General features: G+C 77.6%; 9 protein-coding genes. 6 read left to right on the top strand and 3 right to left on the bottom strand.

Annotation, left to right across the window (positions count from 1 at the left end; translation table 11 throughout):
- The first annotated feature begins 110 nt into the window (after window positions 1-110).
- Window positions 111-503 carry a universal stress protein gene (locus tag WDV85_RS11950; protein ID WP_298805338.1) on the top strand — a complete coding sequence of 131 codons (393 nt, stop codon included), beginning with the start codon at window positions 111-113 and terminating at the stop codon, window positions 501-503.
- A 59-nt stretch (window positions 504-562) separates the two neighbouring features.
- Window positions 563-1,519: an acetamidase/formamidase family protein gene (locus tag WDV85_RS11955; RefSeq protein WP_339570824.1), complete on the top strand. Its 957-nt coding sequence runs from the start codon at window positions 563-565 to the stop codon at window positions 1,517-1,519.
- Window positions 1,520-1,697: 178 nt separating this feature from the next.
- Here WDV85_RS11955 and WDV85_RS11960 read toward each other — a convergent pair whose 3' ends face one another.
- Window positions 1,698-3,389, bottom strand: a complete 1,692-nt coding sequence (locus WDV85_RS11960) for an ABC-F family ATP-binding cassette domain-containing protein (protein ID WP_339570825.1) — start codon at window positions 3,387-3,389, stop codon at window positions 1,698-1,700.
- Window positions 3,390-3,576: 187 nt separating this feature from the next.
- On the opposite strand from WDV85_RS11960, the gene WDV85_RS11965 reads away from it, so the two are divergent.
- A complete protein-coding gene (locus tag WDV85_RS11965; protein ID WP_339570826.1) occupies window positions 3,577-3,762 on the top strand; it encodes a hypothetical protein in 186 nt (61 codons plus the stop codon).
- A gap of 59 nt (window positions 3,763-3,821) precedes the next feature.
- On the opposite strand, the gene WDV85_RS11970 is transcribed toward WDV85_RS11965, so the two are convergent.
- Both WDV85_RS11970 and WDV85_RS11975 read right to left on the bottom strand, forming a co-directional pair.
- A complete protein-coding gene (locus tag WDV85_RS11970; RefSeq protein ID WP_339570827.1) occupies window positions 3,822-5,468 on the bottom strand; it encodes a SpoIIE family protein phosphatase in 1,647 nt (548 codons plus the stop codon).
- Between the two features lie 288 nt (window positions 5,469-5,756).
- Complete coding sequence (locus WDV85_RS11975; protein ID WP_339570828.1) at window positions 5,757-7,124, bottom strand: NAD(P)/FAD-dependent oxidoreductase; 1,368 nt, start codon at window positions 7,122-7,124, stop codon at window positions 5,757-5,759.
- Window positions 7,125-7,366: 242 nt separating this feature from the next.
- Between WDV85_RS11975 and WDV85_RS11980 the strand changes: the two genes are divergently transcribed.
- From WDV85_RS11980 to WDV85_RS11990, 3 genes are all read left to right on the top strand, one after another.
- Complete coding sequence (locus tag WDV85_RS11980) at window positions 7,367-9,403, top strand: MDR family MFS transporter (protein WP_339570829.1); 2,037 nt, start codon at window positions 7,367-7,369, stop codon at window positions 9,401-9,403.
- Between the two features lie 186 nt (window positions 9,404-9,589).
- Window positions 9,590-11,473 (top strand): hypothetical protein, encoded by a 1,884-nt coding sequence (locus WDV85_RS11985; protein WP_339570830.1) that lies wholly within the window; start codon window positions 9,590-9,592, stop codon window positions 11,471-11,473.
- Between the two features lie 81 nt (window positions 11,474-11,554).
- A complete protein-coding gene (locus WDV85_RS11990) occupies window positions 11,555-12,124 on the top strand; it encodes a DinB family protein (RefSeq protein ID WP_339570831.1) in 570 nt (189 codons plus the stop codon).
- Window positions 12,125-12,134 lie beyond the last annotated feature (10 nt).

Below are 12,134 nucleotides of genomic sequence, written 5' to 3' on the forward strand. Positions count from 1 at the left end.
GGGTCGGGCGACCCTCCGGCGTGCGTCCGAGCCGACGTGCTGCGGCGTCGTCCGGGGGCCGCCGTCCTGGGCGCCGAGGCGGGCGCCACCGTCCCCTGCGAGGAGGCCCCGTGAGCGTCGTGGTCGGCTACGTCCCCAGCCCCGAGGGTCGGGTCGTGCTCGAGCGCGCCATCGCTGAGGCCCGGGCGCGCGGTACGCGGCTGGTCGCGCTCAACGTGCCGCGCGCCGCCGAGTTCGCGCAGGACTTCGTCGCCGACGCCGACGACCTGCAGCACCTCGACGAGGCGCTGGCCGCCGCGGGGGTCGAGCACGAGGTCCGCCGGGGCGCGGGCGACGAGACGCCGGCCGACACGCTGCTCGACCTCGTCGAGGAGGTCGGCGCCGACCTCGTCGTCATCGGGCTGCGCCGTCGCTCACCCGTCGGCAAGATGATCATGGGCAGCACGTCGCAGCGCGTGCTGCTCGACGCCCCCTGCCCCGTGCTCGCCGTCCAGTTCGACTGACGCCCCGGCACCGCGCGGGGCCCGACGAGGGGCCGCCCCGGCCCCGGAGAGCAGGCCCCGTGAGCCCGCTGCCCCTGCCCCGCGGCCCGCACCACCGCCGGTCCCACGCCGTCTGGGACGCCTCGCTCGAGCCCCTGTCCGTCGTCGCCTCGGGCGACGAGGTGGAGGTCGTCGCCCAGGAGGCCTCCGGGGGCCAGCTCCGGCCCGACAGCACGGCCGACGAGCTCCTCTCCCTCGACATGACCTCGCTCAACCCCGTCGTCGGGCCGTTCGCCGTCGAGGGCGCCCGTCCGGGGGACGCGCTCGTCGTCGACGTGCTGTCCATCGGCCTCGACACGTGGGGGTGGACGGCGCTCATCCCCGGCTTCGGCCTGCTCGCCGACGACTTCCCCGAGCCGTACCTGCGGACGTCGGCCGTCGACTCCACGCCCGGGGGCGGCGGGGTCCAGCTGCTGCCCGACGTCGTCCTGCCGCTCTCGCCGATGGTCGGGACGCTCGGCGTCGCCCCGCCCGAGCCCGGCCCGCACCCCGTGATCCCGCCGACGCGGTGGGGCGGAAACCTGGACGTCCGCGACGTGGGACCGGGCGCCCGCGTCGTCCTGCCGGTGGGCGTCGAGGGAGCCCTCTTCTCGCTCGGCGACGTCCACGCCGTCATGGGCGACGGCGAGGTCTGCGGCACCGGCGTCGAGACCTCCGCCGTCGTGCGGGTGCGCCTCACCGTCGCGCCCGGGCGGGCGCCGCGCTCGCCCGTCGTCATCACCGACCGGCAGAGCCTCCGGCTGGAGACGACGGTCGCGACGACCGGCGTCGGGCCGGACCTCGTGGAGGGCGCGCGCGACGCCGTCCGCCAGGCCGTGGACCTGCTCGTCGAGGAGCGCGGCACGAGCCGCGAGGACGCCTACCTCCTGCTGTCCCTGGCGGCCGACCTGCGCGTGTCCGAGGTCGTCGACGCGCCGAACTGGGTGGTCACCTGCCACGTCCCGCGGCGTCTGCTCGCCGGCTGGCCCCACGTCTGACCTGCCCCACCCCCCCGCACCTCGTCGTCGAAGTGCCCCTGAGGGGCGCCTCACGCCGCACTCTGACGACGAAGTGCCTTCAGGGGCCTCTCACAGCGGCACTTCGACGGCGAAGTGCCCTCGAGGGGCGCCCCTCGGCGGCGATGTGACGACGACGTGCGGTGTCCGCGCGGCGGGGTCAGCGCTCGGTGACGGCGCCCGCCGCGACGTCCCAGCGGCGGGTGAGCTGCACGGCGTCGAGCATCCGGCGGTCGTGGGTGACGAGCAGGAGCGTGCCCGTGTAGGCGTCGAGGGCCGCCTCGAGCTGCTCGATGGCGGGCAGGTCGAGGTGGTTGGTCGGCTCGTCGAGGACGAGCAGGTTGACCCCGCGGGCCTGCAGCAGCGCCATCGCGGCGCGCGTGCGCTCGCCGGGGGAGAGCGTCGCCACGGGCCGCAGCACGTGGTCGGCGCGCAGGCCGAACTTGGCGAGCAGGGTCCGGACGTCGGCCGTCGGCCAGTCCGGGACGTGCGCCGCGACGGCGTCGAGCACCGACGGCGCCGCCCCTGGGCCGCTCCCGGCGGCGGCACCGGCGCCCGCTCCCTGCAGCGCCACCGCGCCCAGCGACCGCCGCGCCTGGTCGACCTCGCCGACGGCGACCCCCGAGCCCAGCCCGCCGTCGCCCTCGTCGAGCGGGGTGCGCCCCAGCAGCGCGCCGAGCAGCGTCGTCTTGCCCGAGCCGTTGCGGCCGGTGACGCCGATGCGGTCCCCGACGTCGACCTGCAGGTCCAGCGGCCCGAGCGTGAACGAGCCCCGCCGGACGACGGCGCCCCGGAGCACGGCGACGACCGACCCCGAGCGCGGCGCCGCGGCGATCTCGTACCGCAGCTCCCACTCCTTGCGCGGCTCGTCGACGACGTCGAGCCGCTCGAGCATCCGCTCGGTCTGGCGCGCCTTGGCGGCCTGCTTCTCCGAGCCCTCGCGCGCCTTGTGGGTGATGTGCTTGTCGCCGTCGCTCTTCTTCTTCACGGCGTCGCGCACGCCCTTGGCGAGCCAGTTCCGCTGCGTGCGGGCGCGGTCGGTGAGCGCCTGGCGACGGTCGTCGTACTCCTCGTACGCCTCGCGCGCGTGCCGTCGGGCCGTCGCCCGCTCCTCGAGGTAGGCGTCGTACCCGCCGCCGAAGACGCTGACCTGCTGCTGGGCGAGGTCGAGCTCGACGACGCGGGTGACGACGCGCGAGAGCAGCTCGCGGTCGTGGCTGACGAGCACGACGCCGGCCCGCTGCTCGACGAGGAAGCGCTCGAGGCGGGCGAGCCCGTCGAGGTCGAGGTCGTTCGTCGGCTCGTCGAGCAGGACGACGTCGAACCGCGAGAGCAGCAGCGCCGCCAGGCCCACCCGCGCCGCCTGACCGCCGGACAGGGACGTCATGGCCGCCGAGGTGGCGACGTCGAGCCCGAGGTCGGCGAGCACGGCGCCGGTGCGCTCCTCGAGGTCCGCGCCGCCGAGGGCGAGCCAGCGCTCGAGCGCCTCGGCGTAGGCGTCGTCGGCGTCCGGCGCGCCCTCCGCCAGGGCCGCGGCGCCCGCGTCCATCGCCTCCTGCGCCGCGGCGACGCCCGTGCGCCGGGCCAGGTGCGCGAGGACGTCCTCGTCGGCGCGGCGCTCGACCTCCTGCGGCAGCCACCCCCGGACGGCGCCGGGCGGCGTCGTCGTGACCGAGCCCTCCTGCGGCTCGTCGACGCCCGCGAGCATCCGCAGCAGCGTCGACTTGCCCGCCCCGTTGGCGCCGACGAGCCCGACGACGTCGCCGGGCGCGACGACGAGGTCCAGCCCGGAGAAGAGGGTGCGGTCGGCGTGCCCGGCGGCGAGGCCCCGGGCCACGAGGGTGGCGCTCATGGGCCCCATGGTCCCAGCGGCCCCGGGCCCCGGTCGACGGACTTCCGCCGCGCGCCGGCGCCCGCGGCTCGGTAGACACGGGGGTCGGCGGTACGGGGGCCGGGCGCGCGGCGACGGCGTCCGTCACCCGTCCGCAGCATCGACCTCGACCCGAGGGTCATCACGACCCCCTACCCAGGAGGACACCGTGCCCTTCCTCGTGACCATGTTCCGCCGCTGGGTCCTCGTCGCCGTGGCGCTCCCGCTCGCCGGGAAGCTCCTCGGCCACCTCGCCGGCCGGCTCCGCGCCAGCCGCGGCGAGAGCGGCGTCACCAGGGCGCTGGACTCCGCGAGCCGCGCCGCCTCGCGCAAGCGGCGCCGCGAGAAGCACTGACCCCGCGCTGACCCACCGACCCGGCGGCTGTCCCCCCGTCCCGGGCTCCAGCGGTGGGATCAGGCGGTGGGAGCGGGCGGCGCGTCGTCGTGCAGCCGCACGGCCAGCAGGGCGACGTCGTCCTCGGCGTCGAGCGCGAGCCGCACGACGAGCTGGTCGAGGAGCTCGGGCAGGGGCAGGTCGCCCAGCTCGGCGAGCGCCGCCTCGAGCGCGGCCGTGCCCTCGCGGACGCCGAGGTCGCGGCGCTCCACGAGCCCGTCGGTGTAGAGCAGCACCGTGGCGCCCGGCTCGAGGGCGACCTCGGTGTCCCCGCGCGCGAGCTCGGGCAGGACGCCGAGCATGAGGTCGCCGGCGCCGCGGAGGTCCAGGACCTCGCCGTCGGCGCGCCGCAGCAGGGGCGCGGGGTGCCCGGCCCGGCTCCAGCGCAGCGTCCGCGAGCACGGCGCGTCGTCGGCGGGCTGCTCGACGTGGAGCACCACCGCCGTGGCGGTGCGGCCCGGGTGCAGCCGGTCCATGGCCCGGTCGAGGCGCTGCAGGAGCGCCGACGGCGGCTCCACCCGGTCGGCCGCGAACCCGCGGAGCATCGAGCGGAGCTGGCCCATCGTCGCGGCCGCTCCGACGTCGTGGCCGGCGACGTCGCCGATGACGAGGGTGGTGCCCCCGTCGGGGGCGTCCAGCGCGTCGTACCAGTCCCCGCCCACGCGGGCCGTGCGCGCCGCCGTGCGGTACAGCGCCGCGAGCTCGAGGCCGTCGCGCTGCGGGAGGTCGGTGAGCATCGCCCGCTGCAGCGTCTCGGCGACGTGCTGGCGCTGCTCCAGCAGCGTGGCGCGCTGGATGGCCTGCGCCGTGTAGCCGGCGAAGACCGACAGCAGGCCCCGCTCCTCGCGGCTCATCGCGTGCTCCTCCGCCCACGTGACGGCGAGGGTGCCGAGCACGGCGTCGCCCGCGATGAGGGGCAGGTGGGCCAGGGCGTGCACGCCGGCCGTCTCGAGGTCCGGCCCGAGGTCGGGGAAGTCGGCGAGGGCCTCCTCGCGGCTCTCGTGCAGGTGCGCGCGGCCCGTGCGCGCCGTCGTCGACGGCGGCGTGTGCGCCTCGAAGGGGAAGACGGCCCAGGCCTCGGCGGTCTCCTCCGGCAGCGGGGCCAGGCTCACGTAGCTCATGGACCGCTCGTCGGCGGCGATGAGCGCGATGCCGGCGAAGCTCGCGTCGAAGCCGGAGAGGGCGACGCGCGCGACGACGTCGGCCACCTCGGCCACGGTCCGCGGCCGGGCGACGGCCTCGGACAGGCGCAGCAGGAGGTGCGCGCGGTCGAGCGCGCGCTCGAGGTCCTCGGTGAGGCGCGCCGCCTGGCGGTCGCGGGCGCGCCGCGCGTCGGTCGTGCGGGCCGCGAGGACGACCTCGCCGTCGTCGCCGGCCGTCGCCTCGCCCTCGAGCCACAGCTCGAGCCCGGAGTCGTAGCCGTCGAAGGGCGTGGGCTCCTCGACTGCGCGCGCCGTGGCGATCGCCGTCCGCAGCAGGCCGTCGCGCGCGGGCCGCAGGTCGTCGAGGTGGTGGCCGACGACGTCGGCGACGGCGCCGCCCAGGACGGCCACGGCGCCCTGGTTGGCGTAGGTGACGACGTCGGAGGGGTCGACGACCACCAGGCCGTCGCGGGCGCTGTCGAGGGCCCGCAGCAGCGAGGCCGGTGCCTGCGCCGGTGCCTCCACGTCCACCTCCTCCTCGCGCCACCGCCCCGCGGCGGCCGAGGGGGCCGAGCGCCCCCGTGCCCGTCGACCCTAACGGCCGGGCGCGGCCCGCACCGGCCGCTCGGGGGAGTCCCCCCGCCCGGGGACGCCCGCGGCGGCGGTGGGCGCGGGGTGGTCGGGGCCCGGGGAAGTGGCCCGGGGTGCGGGCGCGCGGACGGGCGACCCCGGACGCAGCGGACCGCCCGCGGCGGGTGCCGCGGGCGGTCCGGGAGGGCGCGGTCAGCGCCCGGTGACGCGGGGGAGGGCGCCTCAGGCGGCGCGGCCGGCCTGCTTCTCGAGCTGCGGGTCGCGCTCGGCCTTCGGCTCGTCGGACTCGTGCCGGCCGGCCTGCGGCACCCGGCGGGGCTCGCCGACGATGACGTTCTGCATGCCGGAGCGGGAGACGTAGTGCGAGGCGATGTTCGTCAGCGCGGCCAGGCGGTTGCGGAAGGAGTGCAGCAGCGTGATGTGCAGCCCCATCCACATGAGCCAGCCGATCGCGCCGGTGAACTTGCCCTTGAAGGGCCACTTGATGTCGGCGACGGCGCTGTAGCGGCCGACGATCGCCATCGTGCCCTTGTCGCTGTAGGAGAAGGCCTCGGTCGGCTGGCCGGCGAGGAGCTTCTTGACGTTGGCGGCGGCGTGCTTGCCCGTCTGGATGGCGGGCTGCGCCAGCTGCGGCAGGGGCGCACCGTCGACCGCGCCGACGTCGCCGACGGCGAAGACGGCGTCGCTGCCCTGGATGCGCAGGTCGGGGTCGGTCTGCAGCCGGCCGCCGCGGCCCTGGGGGAAGCCCCACTCCGACAGCGACTTCGGCGCGGAGACGCCGGACGTCCAGATGGTGAGGGCCGAGGGGATCTCCTCGCCGCCCTTGAGCAGGACGACGTCCTCGCGGACCTCGGCGACGGCCGAGCCGAGCCGCAGCTCGACGCCGCGCTGCTCGAGCGAGCGGCGGGCGTACTGGCGCAGCGAGTCGTCGAAGGGCGCCAGGACGAAGTCGAGCATCTCGATGCAGACGACCCGCACGCGCGAGGGGTCGAGCTCGGGGTAGTTCTCCGCCACGTAGGTGTTGCGGAGCTCGGCGATGGCGCCGGCCATCTCGGTGCCGGTGGCGCCGCCGCCGACGACGACGATGCACGGCGGCTCCCCGCCGGTGTGCTTGGCGGCCGTCTCGAACGCCGTCATGAGGCGGTCGCGCACCTCGACGGCGCCGTTGCGCGTGTACATCGTCAGCGTGTGCTCCTCGGCGCCGGGGATGCCGAAGTAGTTCGCCGCGATGCCGCTGGAGACGATGAGGTAGTCGTAGGCGACGTCGTCGCCGCCCTCCATGCGCAGGACCTTGTTCTCGGCGTCGACGCCGGTGGCCGTGCCCTGGCGGAAGCCGACGCGACGGCGACCGCCGGTGAAGGTGCGCAGCGAGTAGGTGACGTCACCGGGGTTGAGCCCGCCGGTGGAGACCTGGAAGAGCAGCGGCTGGAAGGTGTTGTAGGCGTTCTTGTCGACGAGGAGGACGTCGGCGTCGACACCGTCGAGCTCGCGGACGGCCGACAGGCCGGCGAACCCGGCGCCGAGCACGACGACCTTCGGTCGGCCGGTGGTGCGGCCCTGGGGTCGACCCGTGGTGGCGGTGGTGGACAAGAGGACTCCTCGGGGCGCTCTGGCGGACTCGGGCGGCTCTGGCGGGCCCCAGCGTAGGGACAGCGGGTGACCTGCGTCTCGTCAGGGTCGCCCCGCTCGCCCCGACCCGTCCCCGTGCGTCTCCGAGCGCAGGTGCGCGGACGAGGGCGAGGGGCCCGGGACCGGGGGCGGTCGGGTGCCGTGGGCACCTACCCTCTGCGCTCGGGGGACGTCCCTCCCGCCGACCGCTCGCGAGGACCGCCATGAGCCGCACCAGCCCCGCCACCGCCCCCACCGGGGGAGACCCCGCGCCCACCCCGCCGGAGCGGCAGCAGCGGGCCGACGCCGCGCAGGAGCGCCGTCGGCAGCGCGCCGCCGCGAGCGCGCCGGCGGGCGAGGACGGCGGCTTCTCCCACCGCCAGGTCCTCACCGTCCTCGGCGGCCTCATGCTCGGGATGTTCCTCGCGGCGCTCGACCAGACGGTCGTCTCCACGGCCATCCGCACCATCGCGGACGACCTGCAGGGCTACGACCTCCAGGCCTGGGCCACCACGGCCTTCCTCATCACCTCGACGATCTCGACGCCGCTGTACGGCAAGCTCTCCGACATCTACGGCCGCCGGCCGTTCTACCTCGGGGCCATCGCCGTCTTCGTCCTCGGCTCGGCGCTGTGCGGCGTCTCGACGTCGATGTACGAGCTGGCCGCCTGGCGCGCCGTGCAGGGCGTCGGCGCCGGCGGCCTCATGTCGCTGGCGCTGGCGATCATCGCCGACCTCGTGCCGCCGCGGGAGCGCTCGCGCTACCAGGGCTACTTCATGGCCGTCTTCGGCACCTCGAGCGTCCTCGGGCCGGTGATCGGCGGCTTCTTCGCGGGCCGCACCGAGATCCTCGGTCTCGACGGCTGGCGGTGGATCTTCTGGGTCAACGTGCCGCTCGGGCTGCTCGCCTTCGCCGTCGTCGCCCGGGTCCTGCACCTGCCGCACGAGCGGCGCGAGCACCGCATCGACGTGGCCGGCGCCCTCGCGCTCGTGCTGTTCCTCGTGCCGCTCCTCGTCGTCGCCGAGCAGGGCCGCTCCTGGGGCTGGGGCAGCGGGGGCGCGCTGCTCGCCTACGGCCTCGGCGCCGTCGGTCTCGTGGCCTTCGTGCTGGCCGAGCGGCGCATCGGGGACGACGCGCTGCTGCCGCTCGCGCTGTTCGCCAACCGCACCTTCCTCGTCGGCGGCCTCGGCAGCGTCGTCGTCGGCATGGGCATGTTCGGCGGGCTGCTGCTGCTGCCGCAGTACCTGCAGATCGTCGGGGGCAGCACGCCCACCGAGGCCGGGCTGCAGATGGTGCCGCTCGTGCTCGGGATCATGACCGGCGCGCTGTCCTCCGGCATCGCCATCTCCCGCACCGGCCGCTACAAGGTCTTCCCCGTGACGGGCGCCGTCCTGCTCACCGTCGCGCTGCTCTCGCTGTCGCGCGTCATCGGCGCCGACACGCCCTACTGGCAGCTCGTGCCCTTCATGGTCCTCACCGGCCTCGGCCTCGGCTTCAACTTCCAGCCGGTCGTGCTGGCGGTGCAGAACGCCGCGGGCCCGCGCCAGACGGGCGTCGCGACGTCGTCGGTCACCTTCTTCCGCCAGATGGGCGGCACGCTCGGCACCGCGGTCTTCCTCTCGGTGCTCTTCACCCGGCTGCCGGGCGACATCCGCAGCTCGGTGCAGGAGGCCGCCGCGGCCGACCCGCAGCTCGCGTCGCGGCTGCAGGACGTGCCGACGGCGCAGGGCGCGCTCTCCGACACGTCCTTCATCCAGCAGCTGCCCGACGCCGTCGCGGCGCCCTTCCGCGCCGGCTTCTCGACCTCCATCGACGCCGTCCTCCTCATCGCGGCGTGCGTCGTGGCGGTCGGGATCGTCGTCATGGCCTTCCTGCCGCAGGTGGAGCTGCGCTCGCAGTCGGGCCTGCAGGCGCGCGCCGCCGACGGCAGGGCCGGCGCGGACGCGGGCCCTGGAGCAGGTGCAGGCGCGCAGCCGGAGGCGAGCGCGCCGGACGACCGGGACGCCGGCGCCGACGCCGCGCTCGCGGGCGCCGCCGCCCTCGGCGGCTCCGACGGCGCCGCCGGTGACCGCCGCAGCGCCGCCCCCGCCCCGTCGGACGGGGGAGACGGGGCCGACGGCACGGGCGCCCAGCGCGCCGAGGCCGTCGAGGGGCCCGGCGACGCCGGTGCGCCGCGGCCGCGCCACGCGCGCACCGACGCCGAGGTCGACGCCGAGCCCCGCTCCTCGCGGTCGTCGGGCGAGGGCGCGCACCGGGCCTGACGGTGGCGCGGGCTCCGCGGGCGCCCGGCCGCCACGGACCTGCCGCCACGGACCTGCGCCGCGCCGGCGCCGTCCGGGGCGCCGGGTGAGGCGGACGCGGAGAACCCCTCGAGTCGGCGCCCGGCGTGCCGATGGAGGACCTGGCGGCTGCTGCCGCCGCACGTCCCCGCGCCCGAGGAGCCCGCCATGAGCCGCACCGCCGAGACGACCGGTCCCGCCGACCGCGCCGCCACGAGCAGAGCCGCCACGAGCAGGGCCGCCACGAGCAGGGCCGCCACGAACGGGCTGACCGCTGCGGCCGGTCGGGTGCGGGCGCTCGTCCTCGCCGGGCTCGCGCTCCTCGCGTCCCTGCTCCTCGGCGCGCTGCCGGCGCACGCCGAGGCCGCTCCCGCCGACGCGACCGTCCTCCCCGGCGGCTCCGTCGTCGTCCCCGCCGCGACCGCCGCGGGCGACGACGCCCGGTGGCAGCTCGTGGGGACGCCGGACGCCTCGCTCGTCCGCGCGGCCTCCGTCGACGCCGCCACCGGCGAGCTGTCCGTCGAGGTGGCCCCCGGCTACCGCGGGCGCCTCGTCCTCGTGCGCCGCGCCGTCGACCGCGCGGCGGGCACGGCGACGGACCCCGAGCGCGTCGTCCTCGACGTCGCCGGCGACGCGCCGCTGGCCCCGGGCGAGCGCCTCCGCCTCCCGCTCGCGGCGGACGGCACCGCCGACGTCGCGGTGCCGCTGCCCCCGCTCGAGGACGGCGCGAGCTACGCCGTCGAGGCGGGCCCGTCGGTCGTCGCCGACGTCGACCCGGCCACCGGTGACCTGCGCGTCGCCGCCTCCGCCGCGGGCGCGAGCTCGGTGACCGTCGTCGCGACGGCGGCGGACGGCACCGCCGGCGACCCGCTCGTCGTCCCGGTGGACGTGGCGCCGTCGCTGCCCGGCCTGGCGGGCGCCACCCGCGCCGACGCCCCCGTGCTCCTGCCGCTCGCGGCGGACGACGTCGACGTCGCGGTGCAGCAGCCCGCGACCGGCGCCGCGGCCGCCGTCACGCCCGACGGCCTGGAGGTCGACCCGCGCGGGACGAGCGGCGCCCTCGCCCTCGCCGTCCTGCCCTCGGCGGGCGGCGTCGTCGGCGACCCCGCCCCGGTCGTCGTGGCGGTGGCGCCCGTGGTCGCCCCCGTCGAGCTGGCCGGCGCCCCCGGCGACGTGCTGCGCGCGCCCCTCGCCGTGCTCGGCACGGGCGTCGTCGTCAGCGTGCTCGACGACGCCGGCGGCGCCCTCGCCGTCGAGGGCGACGAGCTCGTCGTCACCGTGCCCGCCGGGGCCGCGGGCGAGCTGCGCGGCTCCATCACCGGCGTCGACGCCGACGGGCTGGTGGGCGACCCCGCCGACGTCGTCGTCGCCGTCAGCGGCCCGACATCGGCCGAGGAGGCGCCGGCCGAGGAGGCGCCGGCCGAGGAGGCGCCGGTCGAGGAGGCGCCGGTCGAGGACGCGCCGGCCGTGGAGCCGCCGTCCGAGGACGCGCCGCTCGAGGAGCCCACCGAGGCGCCGTCCGCGGACGTCGTCGAGGAGCCCGGGGCGCCGTCCCCCGTCCTCGCCCCCGCCCCCGCGGCCGACGACGTCGCCCCGGCGCCCGTCCACGGGCCCGAGGACGTCCTGCGCACCCAGGGCCTCGTGGCCGCGGCGGTCGCACCGGCACCCGGCCCCGCCGACGGCGAGGACCTCGTCGCCCGGGCCGCCGCCGCGAAGCTCGCCGACGAGGAGCTGCGCGCGTCCCGGGCCTTCTCCGCGACGACCCCCCCGGCGCCGGCGCCGGCCATGGAGCTCGCCGCGACGACCGCACCGGCGCCCGCGGGCACGCAGCTGGCACCCGGCCTCGTCCTCCTGGACAGCTTCAGCACGGCGAGCCCCACCACGACGACGACCGCCGTCCCCGCCGGTGCCCTCCCGACGGCCCCGGTGGCGGCCCTGCCCCGCACGGGCGGCGAGCTCGCGGCCGGCGGCGCCCTCGGCGGCCTGGCCCTCCTCCTCGGCCTCGGGCTGCTCGTCGCCGGACGCCGGCGCCTGCAGGTGGGTCGCGGCTGACGGGACCCACGCGGGTGGGCCGTCAGGGCGGCTGCCGACCCGGCGTGCCGGCCGTCGGTGGTGGCTGCCAGCATCGCGCGGGTGATCGAGGACGGGGTGGTCGACGGCGGCAGGCCGCTCGCGCACGGCTGGCTCCCCGGGCCCGGTGACGACGAGCCGCCCCGCGCGGCGGGCGAGGTCCGCGACGTGCTGCTCGCCCAGCTCGAGCTGCACCGCGCGCGCCTGCTCCGGAAGGTCGAGGGGCTGACGGAGGAGCAGCTGCGCCGCTCGGTCCTGCCCTCGGGCTGGACGCCGCTGGAGCTGCTCGTCCACCTGGACGCCGTCGAGCGCCGATGGCTCGTGTGGGGGTTCCTCGGCGAGCCGCTGGCCGACCCGTGGCGCGACGAGGGGCCCGACGGCCGCTGGGCCGTCCCCGACGGCGCGAGCGCGGCCGCCGTCGTGGGCGCCCTGCGCGCGCGGTGGGAGACCTCGCGCGCCGTGGTGGCCGACGTCCCGCTCGAGCGGCGCTCCGCCGTCGGGGGCCGCTTCGCCTCGGCCGATGAGGCGCCCACCCTGGGGTGGGTCCTCCTCCACCTGCTGCAGGAGACCGCCCGCCACGTGGGGCAGCTCGACGTCGTCCGCGAGCTCCTCGACGGGCGGACGGGCGAGTGAGGGCCGCGCC

The organism is Pseudokineococcus sp. 5B2Z-1, from assembly GCF_037482305.1.
Lineage (GTDB): Bacteria > Actinomycetota > Actinomycetes > Actinomycetales > Quadrisphaeraceae > Pseudokineococcus.

What these genes read in the sequence shown, in the direction of transcription:
- WDV85_RS11985 (WP_339570830.1), top strand. Translation starts at nt 9,590, where the DNA reads ATGAGCCGCACCGCCGAGACGACCGGTCCCGCCGACCGCGCCGCCACG.
- WDV85_RS11960 (WP_339570825.1), bottom strand. Translation starts at nt 3,389, where the DNA reads ATGAGCGCCACCCTCGTGGCCCGGGGCCTCGCCGCCGGGCACGCCGAC.
- WDV85_RS11980 (WP_339570829.1), top strand. Translation starts at nt 7,367, where the DNA reads ATGAGCCGCACCAGCCCCGCCACCGCCCCCACCGGGGGAGACCCCGCG.